This is a genomic window from Gillisia limnaea DSM 15749 (assembly GCF_000243235.1).
GTDB lineage: Bacteria > Bacteroidota > Bacteroidia > Flavobacteriales > Flavobacteriaceae > Gillisia > Gillisia limnaea.
In genome coordinates, this window is the sequence record NZ_JH594606.1 from 1,946,164 (window position 1) to 1,964,941 (window position 18,778).

General features: G+C 38.7%; 19 protein-coding genes. 9 read left to right on the plus strand and 10 right to left on the minus strand.

Annotation, left to right across the window (positions count from 1 at the left end):
- Position 1: 1 nt before the first annotated feature.
- Positions 2–1,222, plus strand: a complete 1,221-nt coding sequence (locus tag GILLI_RS10480; RefSeq protein WP_006989089.1) for a murein hydrolase activator EnvC family protein — start codon at positions 2–4, stop codon at positions 1,220–1,222.
- Positions 1,223–1,292: 70 nt separating this feature from the next.
- Here the strand turns inward: GILLI_RS10480 and GILLI_RS10485 are convergent, their stop codons facing one another.
- Together GILLI_RS10485 and GILLI_RS10490 are read right to left on the minus strand one after the other, a co-directional pair.
- Positions 1,293–1,805 (minus strand): acyl-CoA thioesterase, encoded by a 513-nt coding sequence (locus GILLI_RS10485; protein WP_006989090.1) that lies wholly within the window; start codon positions 1,803–1,805, stop codon positions 1,293–1,295.
- A 59-nt stretch (positions 1,806–1,864) separates the two neighbouring features.
- Positions 1,865–2,797: an HU domain-containing protein gene (locus GILLI_RS10490; protein WP_006989091.1), complete on the minus strand. Its 933-nt coding sequence runs from the start codon at positions 2,795–2,797 to the stop codon at positions 1,865–1,867.
- Between the two features lie 174 nt (positions 2,798–2,971).
- On the opposite strand from GILLI_RS10490, the gene dprA reads away from it, so the two are divergent.
- The gene (gene dprA, locus GILLI_RS10495) at positions 2,972–4,072 is read left to right on the plus strand and encodes a DNA-processing protein DprA (RefSeq protein ID WP_006989092.1); all 1,101 of its coding nucleotides are present in this window, start codon (positions 2,972–2,974) and stop codon (positions 4,070–4,072) included.
- On the opposite strand, the gene trpS is transcribed toward dprA, so the two are convergent.
- A complete protein-coding gene (gene trpS / locus GILLI_RS10500; protein WP_006989093.1) occupies positions 4,069–5,037 on the minus strand; it encodes a tryptophan--tRNA ligase in 969 nt (322 codons plus the stop codon). The genes dprA and trpS overlap by 4 nt on opposite strands.
- Positions 5,038–5,110: 73 nt before the next feature.
- On the opposite strand from trpS, the gene GILLI_RS10505 reads away from it, so the two are divergent.
- Positions 5,111–5,851, plus strand: a complete 741-nt coding sequence (locus GILLI_RS10505) for a lysophospholipid acyltransferase family protein (protein WP_006989094.1) — start codon at positions 5,111–5,113, stop codon at positions 5,849–5,851.
- 2 nt (positions 5,852–5,853) lie between these two features.
- Here the strand turns inward: GILLI_RS10505 and GILLI_RS10510 are convergent, their stop codons facing one another.
- The 4 genes from GILLI_RS10510 to recA all read right to left on the minus strand — a co-directional run bounded on the left by GILLI_RS10510 (position 5,854) and on the right by recA (position 9,318).
- On the minus strand, positions 5,854–7,191 hold the full coding sequence (locus GILLI_RS10510; protein ID WP_006989095.1) for a hypothetical protein: 1,338 nt from the start codon (positions 7,189–7,191) through the stop codon (positions 5,854–5,856).
- A 2-nt stretch (positions 7,192–7,193) separates the two neighbouring features.
- Complete coding sequence (locus GILLI_RS10515; protein WP_006989096.1) at positions 7,194–7,736, minus strand: RNA polymerase sigma factor; 543 nt, start codon at positions 7,734–7,736, stop codon at positions 7,194–7,196.
- 25 nt (positions 7,737–7,761) lie between these two features.
- Positions 7,762–8,184 carry a hypothetical protein gene (locus GILLI_RS10520; protein WP_006989097.1) on the minus strand — a complete coding sequence of 141 codons (423 nt, stop codon included), beginning with the start codon at positions 8,182–8,184 and terminating at the stop codon, positions 7,762–7,764.
- Between the two features lie 120 nt (positions 8,185–8,304).
- Positions 8,305–9,318 carry a recombinase RecA gene (gene recA, locus GILLI_RS10525; RefSeq protein WP_006989098.1) on the minus strand — a complete coding sequence of 338 codons (1,014 nt, stop codon included), beginning with the start codon at positions 9,316–9,318 and terminating at the stop codon, positions 8,305–8,307.
- Between the two features lie 370 nt (positions 9,319–9,688).
- Between recA and trhO the strand changes: the two genes are divergently transcribed.
- From trhO to GILLI_RS10555, 6 genes are all read left to right on the plus strand, one after another.
- A complete protein-coding gene (gene trhO, locus GILLI_RS10530) occupies positions 9,689–10,720 on the plus strand; it encodes an oxygen-dependent tRNA uridine(34) hydroxylase TrhO (protein WP_006989099.1) in 1,032 nt (343 codons plus the stop codon).
- Positions 10,721–10,842: 122 nt separating this feature from the next.
- Positions 10,843–12,006, plus strand: coding sequence for a PSP1 domain-containing protein (locus GILLI_RS10535; RefSeq protein ID WP_006989100.1), 1,164 nt, complete (start codon positions 10,843–10,845; stop codon positions 12,004–12,006).
- Entirely contained in the window at positions 11,999–12,487 is a 489-nt protein-coding gene (locus GILLI_RS10540; RefSeq protein WP_006989101.1) for a gliding motility lipoprotein GldH, read from the plus strand. Before GILLI_RS10535 ends, GILLI_RS10540 begins: the two co-directional genes overlap by 8 nt.
- 13 nt (positions 12,488–12,500) lie before the next feature.
- Positions 12,501–14,819, plus strand: a complete 2,319-nt coding sequence (locus GILLI_RS10545; protein WP_006989102.1) for a penicillin-binding protein 1A — start codon at positions 12,501–12,503, stop codon at positions 14,817–14,819.
- 89 nt (positions 14,820–14,908) lie between these two features.
- Complete coding sequence (locus tag GILLI_RS10550; protein ID WP_006989103.1) at positions 14,909–15,610, plus strand: CoA transferase subunit A; 702 nt, start codon at positions 14,909–14,911, stop codon at positions 15,608–15,610.
- Between the two features lie 53 nt (positions 15,611–15,663).
- Entirely contained in the window at positions 15,664–16,320 is a 657-nt protein-coding gene (locus GILLI_RS10555; protein ID WP_006989104.1) for a CoA transferase subunit B, read from the plus strand.
- 118 nt (positions 16,321–16,438) lie between these two features.
- Here the strand turns inward: GILLI_RS10555 and GILLI_RS10560 are convergent, their stop codons facing one another.
- The 3 genes from GILLI_RS10560 to GILLI_RS10570 form a co-directional block, all read right to left on the minus strand.
- Positions 16,439–16,801, minus strand: coding sequence for a DUF6616 family protein (locus GILLI_RS10560; protein ID WP_006989105.1), 363 nt, complete (start codon positions 16,799–16,801; stop codon positions 16,439–16,441).
- Positions 16,802–16,942: 141 nt separating this feature from the next.
- Positions 16,943–18,067: a diaminopropionate ammonia-lyase gene (locus tag GILLI_RS10565; RefSeq protein WP_006989106.1), complete on the minus strand. Its 1,125-nt coding sequence runs from the start codon at positions 18,065–18,067 to the stop codon at positions 16,943–16,945.
- A 10-nt stretch (positions 18,068–18,077) separates the two neighbouring features.
- Positions 18,078–18,563, minus strand: coding sequence for a peptide deformylase (locus GILLI_RS10570; protein ID WP_006989107.1), 486 nt, complete (start codon positions 18,561–18,563; stop codon positions 18,078–18,080).
- Positions 18,564–18,778 lie beyond the last annotated feature (215 nt).

Consider the following 18,778-nt stretch of genomic DNA (forward strand, 5'->3'; position numbering starts at 1 on the left):
GATGTTTAAAAACTATATCCCGCTACTATTCCTGATGGTTGTTCTCTATACCGGGAATTTTTCAGTGTATTCTCAAACCAGTCGTGAAGATTTGGAGCAACGTCGCCTGGAACTTCGGGAAGAAATTCAGAGGATTAACAGTTTAAGAACTTCAAATAAAAATAAGGAAAAATCGGTTTTAACCGAAGTGGAAGATTTGGACCGGCAGATAAGAACTACAGAGAATTTGATTAAGGTAACTAACCAGCAGGCGAATTTGCTTACCCGGGATATCAATTCCAACACCAATAAAATTCAGAGTCTTCGGAAGGAACTGGAAAAATTAAAGGAAGATTATTCTCAAATGATCGAAAAATCCTTCAAAAGTAAATCCCAGCAAAGCAGGGTGATGTTTTTATTGTCTTCCGAAAGCTTCTTACAAGCCTATAAGAGGCTTCAATACATGAAACAGTACGCGAACTACAGAAAACAGCAGGGAGACGAAATAAAGCTGCGTACAGAAGAAATGCAGCAGCTTAACGCAAGTTTGATCAAGCAGAAAAAAACAAAGGATGTATTAATAGCTGAAAACAGGGAAACCCGGGGGCAATTGGGAAAAAATCGTCAATCTCAGCAGGTTCTTATAAAGAGTATAAGACAAAAGGAGGGTCAATTTGCTTCGCAAATCAAGAAGAAGCAGCAGGAGATCAACGCTATAGATAAACAAATTGATGAAATAATAAGGGCTTCTATCGCTGCTGCCAATAAAGAAAGCGGTTCAACTTCCCGGGATGTTTATGAATTAACTCCGGAGGCAAAAGCGCTTGCGGCAAATTTTGCAAGCAATAAAGGGAAACTTCCATGGCCGGTTCGTTCTGGGGTTGTCACCACAAGATTTGGTACTCAACCGCACCCGGTCGTGAAATCTATAAGTATCAACAGCAATGGCGTGCGCATTGAAACCGACAAAGGTGGAAAAGCACGGGCAGTTTTTGGTGGAACAGTAAGTGAAGTTCAGGCGGTAAAAGGCGCAAATAAAGCTGTAATGGTAAGGCATGGAGATTATCTTACCATTTATAATAATCTTTCCAAGGTATACGTGAACAGGGGAGATGTTGTTTCCCTGGGTCAGGATATTGGAGAAGTTGCCACCAGTAGCAGCTCAGGCAAAACAACTTTATATTTCCTTATCTATAAAAACATGGATAAACTGGATCCTGCAGAATGGATCTTACGAATGTAAGCCACGAATGAATATTCCTTCATTATGACTAATTCCTGCTTAAAATTGTGGATGGGAATCCTGGGATAATCTAATCCTTAAATAAAGCTTTTAGCTCCGTTGCATCTTTTGGCTTCATTTTTCCGGCAAGGACCAAACTTAGCTGTTTTCTTCTTAATGCAGCATCGAAACGTGATTTTTCAAGTTCTGTTTCAGGGACCAAAGCAGGAACATTTATGGGAGATCCGGTTTCATCTACCGCTACAAAAGTATAAATAGCTTCGTTAGCCTTAGATCGTTTTCCACTTTCGCGATCTTCCACCCAAACATCGATGAAGATTTCCATAGAGCTTTTAAAGGCCCGGGAAACAGCCGCTTCTACAGTAACTACGCTTCCTAAAGGAATGGCTTTGTTAAATGCAACATGATTTACAGAGGCGGTTACAACGATACTTCGGCTATGCCTTCTAGCTGCAATGCTCGCTGCACGATCCATTCGTGCTAATAGTTCACCACCGAATAGATTGTTGAGCGGATTAGTTTCACTTGGTAAAACAAGGTCTGTAAGTATAGTACGGGAATCTGTTGGAGTTCTTGATTGCATTCTGCCAATTTTTTGGCAAAGGTACAAGCCATTCCAGCTGTTTACAAGTTAATGAAGTATTAAAATTCCTGAATTAGCATCCAGGCTCCTTCATTGGATTTTTTGGCTTTTCTCAACATTTCCATGGCTTCCGGTCTGGTTTGAAAACTACCATAAACCACCTGATGAAGTCCAAACTTGTTTTCACCAATATAACGGGCTTTAAAACCTTCAGTCCTTAGCTCGGTTACTTTTTGGTGGGCATTTTCTTCCACACGGAAAGCTCCTGCAACGATGTGATAATCTCCAATTTGTTTGGTCACTTTAAAGGTAATCTCCGGTAGGGGATTATCTATAACGAACGTAGCTTGTTGAATTTGTTGTTGTAATTGAGATTCGGCGGCCTTTTGTTCAGCAACATTATGCTGGTTTACTTGGTTGCTGTAGATATTTAAACCGGTAAATCCGGCAAGACCTAAAGCTATTAATCCTATGGCAGCATATTTCAAATAAGGCCTGCTTTGTCTTGTTTCCGGAGTGAAAAGAAAAGGTACTTTTTCCTCGAGTTCCTGAACCTGTTTCTTATAAGCTTCCCGCTTAACCACAGAAGCCGGGATACTGCTTAACCCAAAGGCCTCAGAAAGAAAATTAGTTGCTTTAAAAGGTTCAAATACTAAGTTTCCTTCAGAAGAAATTGCGAAATTCCCCAAAGTATCTAAAGCTACTTTATTTTCTTTTTCCAGTTGTTGGTTGATTTGCTGAACAAATTCTTCCACCTTATAAACGGCGGCAGGATATGAGATTCCCTGCACATCTGAAACATAGTTTACCAGCAACCCATCGCTTTTCTTTAATTGTGCATTGAAGGAAACCTGCTTTTTAGGCGGGAAAAAAGTTTTGGAAGCTTCGTCGAAATGTGCCGACTCCTTTTGGGTTAAAAATGCGCCAAAACCGGGAAGGATTACACATTCGTATCGGTAAAGTAAATCTGAGATGAAAGTAGCTATCGTCATAATAACAAAAGTAAGATTTTAAGCAACAGCATAAAATTAGCTAAAGATATCTTATTAACAAATGTTTTTTTCAGTATTTTTAGTACTCCTTGAGTGTTATTAATCCTTGAAAATGAATAATTAACAAGAATTTGATCTCATTATTTCGTTTTATCCGGCAAAGCTTTTAAAATTATGGATGTATCTGAATTACTTTATGTGCTGGCTTTGCAAAATATTCCAAATCTTGGGGATAGTACTGCTAAAAAGCTTATCAGGCATCTTGGATCTGCTGAAGCGGTGCTGAAAGCAAAAAAAGAAAGCCTTCTTAAAATAGACGGAATTGGAAGCATTAAGCTGAAAGGATTACACGATGCTGTGCATTTACATGCAGCAGAAACAGAGCTTAAATATATTCAGGATAATACTATTGGATATACATATTATCAGGATCATGATTATCCTGAAAAACTCAAGCATTGTAACGATGGGCCAATTTTGTTGTTTTCCCGCGGAAAAATAGATCTAAAGAATAAAAAAATAATAAGCGTGGTAGGAACCCGAAATGTAACCATTCATGGGACCGCTTTTTGTGAACGATTTATTGAGGAACTTGCTCCTTTAGATCCTGTTATCATTTCCGGATTTGCTTACGGCGTAGATATTACCACTCAAAAGGCCGCGATTAAAAATAAATTGCAAAACATTGGTTGCCTGGCTCATGGCCTAAACCAGATATATCCAAAAATTCATTCAAGATATATTGAACAGGTGGAAGAAAACGGTGGTTTTTTTACCGATTTCTGGTCTACCCAGGCATTTGAACGCACAAATTTTTTAAAACGCAACAGGATAATTGCCGGACTTAGTGAAGCGACGGTAGTGATTGAAAGTGCCGAAAAAGGAGGTTCCCTTGTAACTGCAGATATCGCCAATTCTTATAATCGCGAGGTTTTTGCAGTTCCTGGAAGACCTAATGACTCGCAAAGTCGTGGTTGTAATAACCTGATAAAATCTCAAAATGCCCATTTACTTACAAGCGCCGCAGATCTTGTCTATATCCTCAACTGGGATCTAAACAATGGCCAATCTGTGGTGCAAAAACAGCTTTTTGTAGAATTAGACGCCACAGAGCAACCAATCCATCGCTATTTAAGAGAAAACGGGAAGCAGCAACTGGATACCATCGCCTTAAGCTGTGACATCCCAACCTATAAAGCTGCCGGATTATTGCTGGAAATGGAATTAAAAGGGGTCATCCGGCCGCTTCCGGGAAAATTATTTGAAGCCATTTAGTAACCTAGTTTAGTCCTCACCCTTAAAAGTACTTCGTTGGCTGTTTCAAAAGCTTTTTCCGCTCCTTTTTTCAAAGCAGCATCTATTTCTTCGGTATTTTCCATATAATAGCGATAACGCGCACGTTGCTTTTCAAATTTATGGATTATTAGTTCGTAAAGGGCTTTTTTGGAATGACCATATCCGTAGTTACCCGCCAGATATTTAAAACGCATTTCATCAATTTGTGCAGCCTCTGCAAGGAGTCTGTACAATGCAAAAACATTACAGGTTTCAGGATCTTTTGGATCCTCCAGGGGAGTACTGTCGGTTGCGATGCTCATGATTTGCTTGCGAAGTTCCTTATCTGACAGAAATAAGTTAATCACATTCCCTTTGGACTTGCTCATTTTTTCCCCGTCAATCCCGGGAATGTATTTGGTTTCTTCCTGGACCTTTGCTTCGGGAATTACAAATGTTTCCCCCATTTGAGCATGGAATCTCGATGCTACATCGCGGGTCATTTCAATATGTTGCAATTGATCTTTTCCTACGGGAACTATTTCTGCGTCATAAAGAAGAATATCCGCAGCCATTAACATAGGATACGAAAACAAGCCTGAATTCACATCTTCAAGTCGATTGGCTTTGTCTTTAAAAGAGTGCGCCAGGGTTAAGCGTTGGTATGGAAAAAAGCAGCTTAAATACCAGGAAAGTTCTGTAACCTGCGGAATATCACTTTGCCTGTAAAAAGCGGTTTTTTCAATATCGAGACCAAATGCAAGCCACGTAGCCGCGGTAGAGTATGTGTTTTCCTTTAAAACTGATGCGTCTTTTATTTGGGTGAGAGAATGCAGGTTTGCGATAAATAAAAAGGAATCATTTTCAGGACGATTGGCCATTTCAATCGCCGGAATTATGGCGCCCAATAAGTTCCCCAGATGAGGAGTGCCTGTACTTTGCACTCCGGTAAGTATTCTTGCCATTGAATTATTTAATTTTTACAAAGGTACTTCTTTTATGGAATTGGCTTAATTCATTTTAGTATTTTTGGCTCTTATGAATGTATTCAAAAAATTTCTCATCCTTCTTTGGCGAATCTGGTTCTATGTGCTTATGGGATTACCCATAATTATTATGCTGCCTTTTTTGATCTTTTTCACCTCTTCAGAAAAGTACTATCCGCAGTATTTTGCCTGCGCAAGAATATGGGCGAAATGCATTGTTTACGGGATGGGATTTGTTCCAAAAAAAATATCTTCCGCTCAATTAAAAAAGGGAGAGAGTTATATGTTTGTAGCAAATCACACTTCTATAATAGACATTATGTTAATGTTGACGGTCATAGATCATCCATTTGTTTTTGTTGGAAAAAAGGAGCTTACAAAAATTCCGCTTTTTGGATATTTCTACCGGAGAACCTGTATTTTGGTGGACAGAAGTAGTCAACGGAGTAAATTTCAGGTATTTGAAGAGGCCCAGCGCAGGTTAAAGCAGGGCAACAGCATTTGTATTTTTCCGGAAGGAGGAGTTCCCGAAGATAAAAACCTGGAACTTACCATTTTTAAGGAAGGTGCCTTCAGGCTGGCGATAGATCACCAAATCCCTATCGTGCCAATTACATTTCATGATAACAAGAAGCGATTTTCCTATACTTTTTTCTCTGGAAGTCCCGGGAAAATGAGGGCTAAAGTACACGCAATTATTCCTACCAAAGGAAAAACCCAGGAAGACAAAAGAGTTGTTAGACAGGAAACCTATGATTTGATTCTGAAGGAATTAAGAGATCCTTCTTTGTAGGTTTAGAATTTGAAGCTGAAACCAGAATAAACCCCAAAGAAATAAGGATTTACATTGCTCGTGTTTCCATTGAAAGCATTCATTTGGTATTTGAATATGGGTTCAAGATTCAATTCAAATTTTGAAGAAATATTATAGTCAAATCCTAACCCAATATTTGTCGTAAAACTCAAATTATTAAGATTGTTTGACGCTCCAAGATTGGTGGAAAAGTCTGCAGAATTAAGTGAGATCATATTCCTGTCCAGGAAAAGCGTACTACCCCCTCCAATAATATTGACACCTATTTTCTTATCAATAATCACATATTCAATTTCCAAAGGAACTTCAATAAAACCTATTTGCTGATTTAAATAACCTACTGTTGGAGAAGCCAGGCTTGCCCGGTTAAATTCTGCAGAAGCACTAACATTGCTAAATGGACGCCCCATGGTATTCTCGATTCGGAAATTTGGGATTTTATCACCATAATTAATCCCGCTTAAGGCAACTGGATTAACTGTCGCTGTAAACGCGACGTTGTTAGTGTTATAACTCATATCCACCTTGCTTATACCGGTACGAATCTTAATTTTTTCTGAAATTTGATAAGCAAAATTTATTCCGTAGGAAAGTGTGATCTCACTGCTGTTTTCATTATTAGCAAAACGTTGATCTATTGCATTGCCGCTTCCCATATTATTATAGTAAATAGGTGCGGCCATGGTAGAAACCCTTAATTTTTTTGAGGCACTGGATTTTTCGCTAAGTTGGGACTCCTCATCTTTTGTACTAATGTTTGCAATTGGAAGATCACGTAGTGGTCTTGTTGAGGTTTCCTCTACTTCTCCTATCGCAACTTCAGCTTTTAAAACTTCAAAATCAGAAAATGTATATGCCTCATTTTCCAAATTAACAGAAGCGGTTGTAGTTTTTATACTTCCAAAGGTTCTTTCATTATTGTTTTTCTCACTTCTAAAAAATGCTGCCTGCGCTTCGATGGCCTCCCTGTTTTGGGTATTCTGTCTCAATGCCTGAAGTATTGTGGAAGATCGGATCATATTTTCGGTATAAGCCTGAGACGCCAGACTTACCTCAATAAAATTTTCATCCATAACAGCTGAAGCTGTTTGGGATCCATGAGGAGTATTGGTTTTGAACAATCCGTTGGTGTAACTTATAAACAATGCGAGCACAGCTGCTACTCCGGCCATTCTATACCAAAGAGGCAAAACGCTTTTTTTACGTTTCTTTTGCTGTAATCTGGTGGAAATATTCTTCCAGACTTCTTCTCGCGGACTAGCCTCGAAATCCTTGAATTTTTCCTGATATAATCTGTCTATATGCTTCTTTTCTTCCATTACTATGATGAATACACGGCCAGTTTTTCCTGGCTGGCTTCAATTTTTTCTTTTAATATAATTCGGGCTCTGGCCAAATTGGATTTGGAAGTGCCTATTGTAATTTGAAGCATTTCTGAAATTTCCTTATGAGAAAATCCATCTAATGCATACAAATTAAAAACCTGTCGGTATCTGTCCGGCAATGCGTGGATTATCTCCAGTAAATAATCGATGGACACCTCTTCCTCATCGATTTCAAGAGCAGGCTCTTTGAGCTGTTCTTCATTAACCAGTTCAAAAACAGTTTGTTTCCTGTATTTCTGAAGGGCGGTATTGATCACTATTCGTTTCATCCAACCTTCAAAAGAACCTTTGTCCTGATATTGTAAAATTTTATCAAATATCGTCATAAAACCATCCTGCAGATTGTCTTCAGCCTGCTGGTAGCTATTAGAATATTTTAGACAAACCGCAAATAATTTGTTGGCATATAGCCTATACAATTGCTCCTGTGCTCTTATATCCTGTTTCTTACAATTATGTATGAGCTGATTTAAACTCAAATGTCTGGGGAATTGTTAGTTAATACTACATTCCTGGACGGGTTACGGGGACTTCTACGGTTAAAAACTGAACCTCTCCTGCTGCATTTTCACCCTGCCAGAATTTAAAGATATAAAAATCATCCCTATCTGCAACAAAATTTAATTTTGTGCTCGTATTTAAATTTCCTGTGCTCTCACATGTCGTATTGCTTGTGCGATAACTTGTTACTACACCTACAGTTATTATATTAGTGTTTTTTGAGATATCAAATCCTGAAAAAAAGTCACAGGTGCTTGGGCGCTTATAATTGATTTTAATCTCATATTCCCTGTTATATTCAAAACTCTCGGGTAATTCTACTGTTGTTATAACCGCCAGATTCTGCATCATTCCGCCGTTGTCTTCATCGCTGGAGCAGGCAGTCATTATTGCTGAATAAAATAATAGCAGTAATAATTTTTTCATCTGAAAAATTAACTAAATAAGTAGGTTACACTTATCAGATGCAAATAATGTTAAAGGGTTGCGTGGATAAAAAACAAAAATCCCGCTTTTGCAGGATTTTTGTCAAATGTGAAGCTTATTTTATTCGTTGGCGATCTTAATCGCGGCCTTGATTTTTTCTTCAAGTTCCTCCATAAGCTCTGGATTATCTTTGAGAACAGCTTTTACTGCATCCCGACCCTGGCCTAATTTAGTGTCTTCATAGCTAAACCATGAGCCACTTTTCTTAATGATTTCATAATCTACGCCTATATCTATTATCTCACCAATTTTGGAAATTCCTTCCCCGTACATAATATCAAATTCTGCGGTTCTAAATGGCGGAGCAACTTTATTTTTTACGACTTTTACTTTCGTCTTATTCCCCAAAACATTGCTGTTTGCATCTTTTATTTGAGTTGATCTTCTTATATCAAGCCTTACTGATGCATAAAATTTAAGTGCATTTCCACCGGTGGTTGTTTCCGGATTACCAAACATAACACCTATTTTTTCTCTAAGTTGATTGATGAAAATCACGGTACAATGGGTTTTGCTAATACTGGCGGTCAATTTTCTTAAAGCCTGAGACATAAGTCGTGCATGAAGTCCCATTTTTGAATCTCCCATTTCTCCTTCAATTTCACTTTTAGGAGTAAGAGCGGCAACAGAATCTATTACAATTATATCAATAGCTCCGGATCTAATCAAATTATCGGTTATTTCCAAAGCTTGTTCCCCGTTATCGGGTTGAGAGATAATCAGGTTTTCAAGATCTATTCCAAGGCTTTCAGCATAAAAACGGTCAAATGCATGTTCTGCATCAATAAATGCAGCAATTCCACCCGCTTTTTGTGCTTCGGCGATGGCATGTAAAGTCAAAGTTGTTTTCCCCGAAGATTCCGGTCCATAGATCTCAATAACTCTTCCGCGCGGATATCCACCTACGCCCAAAGCCAAATTTAAACCTAAAGATCCTGTTGAAATCGCTTCCCCTTCATAAATGGGCTGATCGCTCATCTTCATTACGGTCCCTTTTCCGTAAGTTTTATCCATTTTATCAAGGGTAAGCTTTAGCGCTTTTAATTTAGCTTCTTTTTCTTTTTCGTCGACCATAATATTTTTTATCTATTTTTTTAAATGCGTGCAGCTAAAATACTATAAGTTTTGATTCGCTACAATTTAACACGCAACCTTTTGTAAATGTTTGCATCTTATTCTAAAGAAGCAGTATTATGAGGTTTCTTAAAATCAGTTTAATTTTGAATCGATTTGGCGCTGCCACTACAATTTTGTTGAGTTGTAGTAGCAGGGTTGATGGTGGCTAACGTTATTTGTTTTTTTATGATAGTAAGTAAAAAATAATAATAACGAATTAGCCATTCAAAAAAATGCCCTGGGAAGGAATCTCAGGGCATTTTTTCGTTCCTGCCCGAAATGGATTACATTTGCAAAAATTTTTCTTTTAACTTAAAATTGGTATAGCATGCAACTGTACAATAAATTAAGCGCAAAAGAAAGAGCAGCCCTTATTGAACAAGCAGGTGAACACCGCTTAACTCTTTCTTTTTATGCCTACGCCAAAATTGGGAATCCAAAATTATTCAGGAACTATTTATTCCTTGCCTGGGATTCCATGGAAGTTCTGGGAAGGATTTATGTTGCCCAGGAGGGTATAAATGCGCAACTTTCACTTCCAGCCAAAAAATTTGATGAATTCAAAAGCTTTTTAGACAGCATTTATTTCTTAAAAGATGTACGGTTGAACATTGCCATTGAGCATGACCTCAAATCATTTTTAAAACTAAAGGTGAAAGTACGTGATAAAATAGTTGCCGACGGCCTCAATGATGCAACCTTTGACGTAAGAAATATAGGGGTGCATGTAGATGCGCTAAAATTTAATGCGTTGATGGAGGACCCCAATACGGTATTGGTCGATATGCGCAATCATTATGAGAGTGAGATCGGGCATTTTAAAGGTGCTGTCACCCCCGATGTTGATACTTTTAGGGATTCCCTGGATATTATTGAGGAAGATTTGAAGGAACACAAGGAAGATAAGAATCTTCTCATGTATTGTACCGGGGGAATACGTTGTGAAAAAGCGAGTGCATATTACAAGCATAAGGGATTTAAAAATGTATTTCAGCTGGAAGGTGGAATTATTGAATATGCACGGCAGGTGGAAAATTTAGAGGTGGAGAATAAATTCGTTGGAAAAAATTTTGTCTTTGACCACAGGCGCAGTGAACGAATTACAGATGAGGTGATCTCAAATTGCCATCAATGCGGAAAACCATGTGATTCGCATGTAAATTGCGATAATGAAGCCTGTCATTTACTTTTCATTCAGTGTGAAGAATGTGCCAAAGCGATGAATAATTGTTGCTCAACAGCGTGTAAAGAAATAACGGCTTTGCCCTATGAGGAACAAAAAGCACTCCGAAAAGGAATTCCAAACAGCAATAAAATTTTCAAAAAAGGGAGATCTTCGGTATTAAAATTCAAACATTAGGTTATAAAACGTAAGAACTTTGGGTACCAATTAATATTGGTATATTTACCTTTTAGAATTATTTATGAATCTAAAATTCAACAGGCATCAGGCTTGTTAGAATTTCAATATATATAAAGAGTATGGGATGTAGCAGTTGCTCGACCGGGAAAGACGGTCAGCCAAAGGGATGTAAGAATAATGGAACCTGTGGTACAGACGGATGTAATAAATTAACCGTTTTTGACTGGCTTTCAAATATGTCACTTCCGGGAGGGGTAGAGCCTTTTAATTGTGTGGAGATCCGTTTTAAGAACGGAAGAAAAGATTTCTTTAAAAACTCTGAAAAATTAACACTAAGTATTGGAGATGTGGTGGCAGTAGAAGCTTCACCGGGTCATGATGTAGGGATTGTAACACTTACCGGAGAACTGGTGCGTGTGCAAATGAAGAAGAAAAAAGTGGCAATTGATAGCCCTGAAGTTCTAAAAATTTACAGAAAAGCGACTCAACGCGATATTGATATCTGGCAGGAAGCCAGGAACAAGGAAGATAAAATGAAAGTTCGTGCGCGGGAAATAGCCATTAGGCTTAACCTTCACATGAAAATAAGCGACATTGAATTTCAGGGAGACGGCTCTAAAGCAACTTTTTATTATACTGCAGAAGAACGTGTGGATTTTCGCCAATTAATCAAGGAATTTGCGGTAGAATTTAGCACGCGTATAGAGATGAGGCAAATAGGGTTCCGGCAGGAAGCTGCACGATTAGGAGGAATTGGATCCTGCGGAAGGGAACTTTGCTGTTCCACCTGGTTAACAGATTTTAGATCGGTAAATACTTCAGCGGCGAGATATCAACAATTATCCCTGAATCCTCAAAAACTAGCGGGACAATGTGGTAAGCTAAAATGTTGTTTGAATTATGAATTAGATACCTATCTGGACGCCTTAAAAGATTTTCCAAAAACAGAAATTAAGTTATTTACCAAAAAAGGAACCGCTGTATGCCAGAAAACAGATATTTTCCAGGGGTTTTTATGGTATGCCTATGAAGGAGATTGGATGAACTGGCATAAATTAACTCCCGAGCAAGCAAATAAAATAATAAAAGCCAATACAGCACGGGAATCGGTAAACAGCCTGGAAGAATATGAGGTATTGATCGAGAAAGAGGATACTTCTAAATCAGATTTCAATAATGTGGTTGGCCAGGATAGTTTAACCAGATTTGACTCCCCGAAAAGCACCAATAAAAAACGCCGTAAAAATAAACGTCGCAAACAAAATCCATCCAAAAATGAATAGATTGTTCTTATGGATGTTGGTTATAGCCGCAATAGGATTTGTATCCTGCGACTCTAAACGGGTTTATGATGAATACCATTCTATTTCAACAGCATGGAATAAAGATTCAGTTGTTGCGTTTAAACTTCAAAATATAGCTCCGGAAAAGGAATATGACCTGTTCATAAATGTTCGGAATAATAATGAATTTGCTTTCAGCAATTTATTTTTGATAGCAGAAATCCAGTTTCCACAGGGAAAAGTTATAACCGATACCCTGGAATATGAAATGGCAGCCCCTGGCGGGGAATGGCTTGGCACGGGATTTGGGAGCGTTAAGGAAAATAAACTCTGGTACAAAGAGCAGGTGATTTTTGAAGAACCCGGCGAATATGTGGTTTTTCTTAAACACGCTATGCGAAAAAATAACAGTGAACAAGGAATTGAAAACCTGGAAGGTATTACCGAAATTGGTTTTCGGATAGAAGAAGCCCCAAAATAATTTTATTGCAGTTATGGCAAACCCGTCAAAAAAAACAAATTCTAAATCGGTTGAAAAAACTGGTTTTAGAAAATATATCGTAGGATTCTGGACCCTTTTCGGAATTGGTATCTTATCAATTATCATCCTGTTTCTTATGGCAGGATGGGGTGCTTTCGGGAAAATGCCCAAATTTGAAGAACTGGAAAATCCTGAAACAAACCTTGCTACCGAAATATTTTCATCAGATGGGGAAACCCTTGGGAAATATTATAGCGAGAACCGAACTCCAATAAAATATGAAGATTTGCCAAATCATCTCGTTCAGGCACTTGTTGCAACAGAGGATGAGCGTTATTATGAACACGCCGGAATAGATGCTATTGGAACCATGAGAGCCGCAGTTTATTTAGGTTCGCGTGGAGGAGCGAGTACCATTCCGCAGCAGTTGGCAAAACTTTTATTTACAGACAATGTTTCTCAAAATTTCTTCGGAAGGGTGATGCAAAAATTCAAGGAGTGGATTATTGCAATCCGTCTTGAGCGCCAGTATACCAAGGAAGAGATTATCACCATGTATCTTAATAAATACGATTTTGTGTATCAGGCTGTAGGAGTTCGTTCTGCTTCCAAGATATATTTCAATAAAGAAGCAAAAGACCTAAAAGTTCAGGAATCGGCAGTTTTGGTGGCGATGCTAAAAAACTCGGCATTATACAATCCTGTTCGCAGGCCCGATTTGGTAGTGCAACGTAGGAATCAGGTTTTAAAGCAAATGCAAAAAAACGGATTTCTCACCAGCGAAGAAAAAGATTCTTTACAGGCGTTGCCAATGAAAATAGAATTCACTCCTCAGGGACATGACGAAGGGATCGCGACCTATTTCAGGGTGTATCTGCAGGGATTTATGAGAGACTGGATCCAGAAAAACCCGAAACCGGATGGATCTGAATACAATATTTACCGGGATGGTTTAAAGATCTATACCAGTATAGATTCCAGAATGCAGAAATATGCTGAAGAGGCCGTAACTATGCATATGGCTAACCTTCAGAAGGAATTTAATTATCAAAACAGGAATAACAAAACAGCTCCTTTCCGGGATATTAATGAGGATGAAGTGGAAAGCATCATAAATAGATCCATGAAGGTTTCAGACCGATGGAAAAAGATGGAAGCTCAGGGAAAATCCAGGGAAGAGATCGTTAAATCCTTTGATAAGATGACGGAGATGAATGTGTTTAGTTGGCAGGGTATTAAAGACACAGTTATGACCCCACGGGATTCCATCTTATATTATAAATCTTTCCTTAATGCGGGAATGATGTCTATGACTCCGCAAACAGGCGAAGTAAAAGCCTGGGTAGGTGGGATCAATTTTAAGCATTTTAAATACGAGCATGTGAAGCAGGCCAGGCGGCAGGTAGGTTCAACGTTTAAGCCTTTTGTGTACGCTACGGCGATAGATCAGTTAAAACTATCTCCTTGTGATACCTTGCCCAGAAATCATTTTACCATTGAAGCCGGAAATCTTGGATCTCAAAATGATTGGTCCCCTGCCAATAGCGATAATAAATACGACGGAATGCTTACCTTAAAACAAGCGCTTGCACAATCTGTAAACACCATAAGCGCAAGATTAATTGCCAAGACAGGTCCCAGGCCGGTAATTGAGCTACTTGATAAGCTAGGTGTGGATACCAGAGATATTCCAAATGTGCCATCTATTGCACTTGGAACTGCCGATATGAGCGTTTTTGAAATGGTTTCAGCCTATAGCACTTTTGTAAATGAAGGTGTCTATGTAAAACCTGTAATAGTCAATCGTATAGAAGATAAAAATGGAACAGTATTGTATCAGCATGTTCCAGAAACCAGGGATGTTCTTAATAAAGAATCTGCCTATATTACCGTGAACCTTATGGAAGGGGTAACTCAGGGAGGTTCCGGTACGAGACTTCGTGGAACCTGGGCCGGAAATCAGGATCACTACAAAAGAGCGGTCACAGGATATCCGTATGACTTTAAAAACCCAATTGCCGGAAAAACCGGTACCACACAAAACCAGAGTGATGGTTGGTTTATGGGAATGGTGCCAGACCTGGTTACAGGCGTTTGGGTAGGAGGTGAAGATCGTGCCGTACATTTTCCAGGTATTACATATGGCCAGGGAGCAACTATGGCATTGCCTATCTGGGGAATTTATATGAAAAAGGTATATGCAGACGATGAGCTTGAAGTTTCTTCCGGAGCTTTTCCAAGACCTGAGAATTTATCTATCGAGATCGATTGTAGTAGATACAATGGCAAAAATTCCGATCATCAATACATTCCGGACGAACTTGATTTCTAAGAGTTGCTTTTAAGTCGCACTGAAATTCCCTTGTAGAAAACGTTGTAGTAAGATCATTAATTTTGTAAATTTCCGCAAAATGAAATTCAATGATCAAAAAAACTGTAAACAACGTACAGGAAGCAATGAAAGGAGTTCATGACGGGATGACTTTTATGCTTGGGGGATTTGGCCTGAGTGGAATTCCTGAAAATGCAATTTCAGAATTGGTACGTCTTAATCTTAAAGACCTCACCTGCATTTCCAATAATGCTGGTGTAGACGATTTTGGCCTCGGTCTCTTGCTTCATAAAAAACAAATCAATAAAATGATCTCTTCCTATGTGGGAGAAAACGCCGAATTTGAGCGGCAAATGCTAAGTGGAGAACTTGACGTAGAGTTAACACCGCAGGGTACACTTGCAGCAAAATGTCAAGCCGCTCAGCAGGGATTTCCTGCTGTTTATACACCAGCTGGTTATGGTACCGAAGTAGCTGAAGGCAAGGAAACCCGCGAATTCGACGGGAAAATGTATGTGCTTGAAGAAGCCTATAAAGCAGATTTTGCCTTTGTAAAAGCCTGGAAAGGAGATGAAGCCGGGAATTTGATATTTAAAGGAACGGCCCGAAATTTTAACCCTCTAATGTGTGGAGCTGCAACAGTAACTGTGGTCGAGGTTGAAGAACTTGTGAAACCTGGAGAACTCGATCCAAATCAGGTCCATATCCCGGGAATTTTTGTGCAGCGTATTTTTCAGGGAAAGGATTATGAGAAGCGTATTGAGCAGCGAACAGTTAGAAAGAAAGAGTAATTTAAAACCTTAATTTCAGGAACCAGGAATTTTCAAATCTTCAAATTAATAAAATGTTAGATAAAAACGGAATAGCAAAACGCATTGCGAAGGAAGTAAAAGATGGCTTTTACGTGAATCTTGGAATTGGGATCCCAACTTTGGTAGCCAATTATGTAAGGGATGATATAGAAGTGGAATTTCAGAGTGAGAACGGGATTTTAGGAATGGGGCCTTTTCCATTCGAAGGTGAAGAAGATGCCGATTTGATCAATGCAGGGAAACAAACAATTACAGCCTTGCCCGGTGCAAGTTTTTTCGACTCTGCTATGAGCTTCGGAATGATTCGGGGACAACACGTAGACCTTACCATTTTAGGCGCTATGGAAGTAGCTGAAAATGGTGATATCGCAAACTGGAAAATTCCGGGAAAAATGGTGAAGGGAATGGGAGGAGCTATGGATCTTGTTGCTTCTGCAGAAAATATAATTGTAGCAATGATGCATACAAACCGTGAAGGGGAGTCAAAATTGCTTAAAAGATGTTCCTTGCCCTTAACCGGAGTAGGATGTGTAACAAAAGTAGTTACAAATCTTGCAGTGCTGGAGGTTACCGATAAAGGATTTAAACTTTTGGAACGCGCACCGGGAGTAAGTGTAGAGGAAATTAAAAATGCTACCGAAGGAACTCTTTTAGTGGAAGGAGATATTCCTGAGATGCAATTAAATTAGATTCTTCCTTTCCTGCTATTGAAAATGATGCTTAATTAGAAAACAATAAAAGAATCACAGCATTTCAGTAAAGATAATACTGTGATTTTAGATTGAAAAAAGATTCAGAAATAGAATTTTATTCAGTTAAAGAGGTTGAATGCGCCTCAATGTTTATCAAATTTTGAATAACAGTAGGCATTGGGATCATTTCTCCCCGGGCATTCACCTGGGAAAAATAAGTATGCCAGCCGGAATCTGCCACTGCTTTTTCCAGTTTTTTTACATCATTTATAGACGGTAATTTCCAAACTGCCATATAGCGGTAGTCGCTTCTATAGGGTGTGTGTTCATCATTCATCGCCCAACCTGTCACTTCCGCTCCGCTATCCATGATCTCTTTTACACCTAATTCCATTTTATCAAAAAACTCCCGTCTTTTATCTTTAGAAAGTTTCATCCATGATTCTGTCACATTCCACAATTCTACGTATAAATACATAATTTTAAATTTTTTGGTTAGATTTAAAAAATTAAATTCCTTCTGAAGAAGGATCTTTTCTAAAGGTACTAAATAATTGAGAATAAACTAAATGCATTAAAAGTTGGTGAGAGTCCTATATGAAATTCCCATAGCTGCTGTTCAGCTATTCAATCGAATAATATTCTTAAAATTTTCCGGATCTGTGTCTCCTTCGGTAGAGTAAAAAAGCAGTCTCGAATCAGAGTTAATATTGAGCGCTTCCTTTAAATTCCTAAATTGGGGATTCGTCATTAAAGCGATAAATCCGGCAAGTCCACCTGCACCAGATTCTCCGGAAATGACCCTTTTATCATCGCCGGTAGGATAATATAATTTCCTGATGGCTTTTGCTGTAAAGGTGTCTTCGATTGCTATTGAGGCATCTGCCGAATGTTTTAAAATTTCCCATGCGGTTAAGGATGGAATTCCGCAGTTGAGTCCCGCCATCATAGTTTTAAAATTCCCCTGAGGTTTGGTGCGTTCCCCTTTTTTAAAGGATGCCAGGATTCCTGCAGCTTCTATGGGTTCTACAAGTACGATTTTTGGTCTGATTATTCCATACCGGTTTAGGTAATACCAGGCCGCTGCTGCGGGCCAGCTTCCCACTCCAGTTTGTAAAAACACAAGGTCGACCTTTGGTTTTGGTAAATTGTGGAGGCTGTCTTCCAGTTCTTTAAAATGAGTAAAATAACCAGCCTTGATATAGGCGGGGATCTCTTCATAGTTCTGGCTGGCGGTATCTTGAACGAGCTGCCAGCCATTTTCCCTGCTCTTCTTTTTAGCAAACTCACAGGTTTCATCGTAATTGGCATCTACTTTTTCTACTACTGCTCCCTCTTTTTCAATAGCCTCAATTCGGGCCTTAGTAGTGTCTTTGGGAACGAAAATTTTTGATTTTTTTCCAAATAGTTTAGCCGACCACGCTACCGCACGGCCATGATTTCCATCTGTTGCCGAGCAAAATGTCTCTATGTCCGGATCCTTTTCCAGTATCCTGGAAATTGCAAAAGAAGCCCCTAAACCTTTGAAAGCATTTAAGCCGAAGCGATAGGATTCATCTTTTACAAAAATATTCTTTACTCCAAAGGATTTCGCCAATTCGTTTAATTCTAACAGTGGGGTAACTGTGTAGTTTTTTAAAGATTGATGATATTCCAACGGATCATTGCTTCTTAAAATTGAGTCTGTAAGCCCTTCCGGCAAGATATTATCAGGCTTATTAATGTAATAGGGTACTTCCTTCATAACTGATAATTTAGGATCTCCATTTAAAGGATTTTTCGTCAATTGCGCGCATAGTGCATAGAATTCCATTTAAATGATCATATTCATGTTGTAAGAGTTCTGCCAGGTCATTCTCAAGTTTTAATTTCTGAGGTTGCCAGAATTCATCCAGGTAACTAATGGTGGCAGTCTTATGCCGCTTTACTTTTACCAGAAGGTTAGGGAAACTCATGCAATCATCCCAAACTTCAAACATTTCATCACTTAAAAAGTTAAATTCAGGATTTATAAAAATCACAGGTTTTTCGATGTTCATATAGATAAGCCGTTTCATAATCCCCAACTGTGGTGCGGCTATGGCACGACCAAAATGGTACTTTTCCCGTATCTCTTTCATAACATTATCCAGATCTTCCACCCAAGTTGTTACCATTGGTAATTCTGTCCTGAGAACAGGATCACAGGCCTCATAAAGTCTTGGATCTCCAAGTAGCAAAAGGTCGTTGAGGTTTTTCATCTTTATTAATATTATTTTTAAAAAGCAATGAAATAAATCTAAAAAGTAATAATAAGAAATAAAAACATCTTAGTAATTTTCTTTTGCTAAAACCAATTGTTTGGAAGCAAGTTTGTAAATAAAATTAAAGGAAGAGAAATCTAAAATTTTTATGAAAACATGCCCAAACGGGATGGCGGGCATCTGGGATTAAGTCCAATAAAAAACCCGCCAAA

What these genes read in the sequence shown, in the direction of transcription:
- GILLI_RS10480 (WP_006989089.1), top strand. Translation starts at nt 2, where the DNA reads ATGTTTAAAAACTATATCCCGCTACTATTCCTGATGGTTGTTCTCTAT.
- GILLI_RS10485 (WP_006989090.1), bottom strand. Translation starts at nt 1,805, where the DNA reads ATGCAATCAAGAACTCCAACAGATTCCCGTACTATACTTACAGACCTT.
- GILLI_RS10490 (WP_006989091.1), bottom strand. Translation starts at nt 2,797, where the DNA reads ATGACGATAGCTACTTTCATCTCAGATTTACTTTACCGATACGAATGT.
- dprA (WP_006989092.1), top strand. Translation starts at nt 2,972, where the DNA reads ATGGATGTATCTGAATTACTTTATGTGCTGGCTTTGCAAAATATTCCA.
- trpS (WP_006989093.1), bottom strand. Translation starts at nt 5,037, where the DNA reads ATGGCAAGAATACTTACCGGAGTGCAAAGTACAGGCACTCCTCATCTG.
- GILLI_RS10505 (WP_006989094.1), top strand. Translation starts at nt 5,111, where the DNA reads ATGAATGTATTCAAAAAATTTCTCATCCTTCTTTGGCGAATCTGGTTC.
- GILLI_RS10510 (WP_006989095.1), bottom strand. Translation starts at nt 7,191, where the DNA reads ATGGAAGAAAAGAAGCATATAGACAGATTATATCAGGAAAAATTCAAG.
- GILLI_RS10520 (WP_006989097.1), bottom strand. Translation starts at nt 8,184, where the DNA reads ATGAAAAAATTATTACTGCTATTATTTTATTCAGCAATAATGACTGCC.
- recA (WP_006989098.1), bottom strand. Translation starts at nt 9,318, where the DNA reads ATGGTCGACGAAAAAGAAAAAGAAGCTAAATTAAAAGCGCTAAAGCTT.
- trhO (WP_006989099.1), top strand. Translation starts at nt 9,689, where the DNA reads ATGCAACTGTACAATAAATTAAGCGCAAAAGAAAGAGCAGCCCTTATT.
- GILLI_RS10535 (WP_006989100.1), top strand. Translation starts at nt 10,843, where the DNA reads ATGGGATGTAGCAGTTGCTCGACCGGGAAAGACGGTCAGCCAAAGGGA.
- GILLI_RS10540 (WP_006989101.1), top strand. Translation starts at nt 11,999, where the DNA reads ATGAATAGATTGTTCTTATGGATGTTGGTTATAGCCGCAATAGGATTT.
- GILLI_RS10545 (WP_006989102.1), top strand. Translation starts at nt 12,501, where the DNA reads ATGGCAAACCCGTCAAAAAAAACAAATTCTAAATCGGTTGAAAAAACT.
- GILLI_RS10550 (WP_006989103.1), top strand. Translation starts at nt 14,909, where the DNA reads ATGATCAAAAAAACTGTAAACAACGTACAGGAAGCAATGAAAGGAGTT.
- GILLI_RS10555 (WP_006989104.1), top strand. Translation starts at nt 15,664, where the DNA reads ATGTTAGATAAAAACGGAATAGCAAAACGCATTGCGAAGGAAGTAAAA.
- GILLI_RS10560 (WP_006989105.1), bottom strand. Translation starts at nt 16,801, where the DNA reads ATGTATTTATACGTAGAATTGTGGAATGTGACAGAATCATGGATGAAA.
- GILLI_RS10565 (WP_006989106.1), bottom strand. Translation starts at nt 18,067, where the DNA reads ATGAAGGAAGTACCCTATTACATTAATAAGCCTGATAATATCTTGCCG.
- GILLI_RS10570 (WP_006989107.1), bottom strand. Translation starts at nt 18,563, where the DNA reads ATGAAAAACCTCAACGACCTTTTGCTACTTGGAGATCCAAGACTTTAT.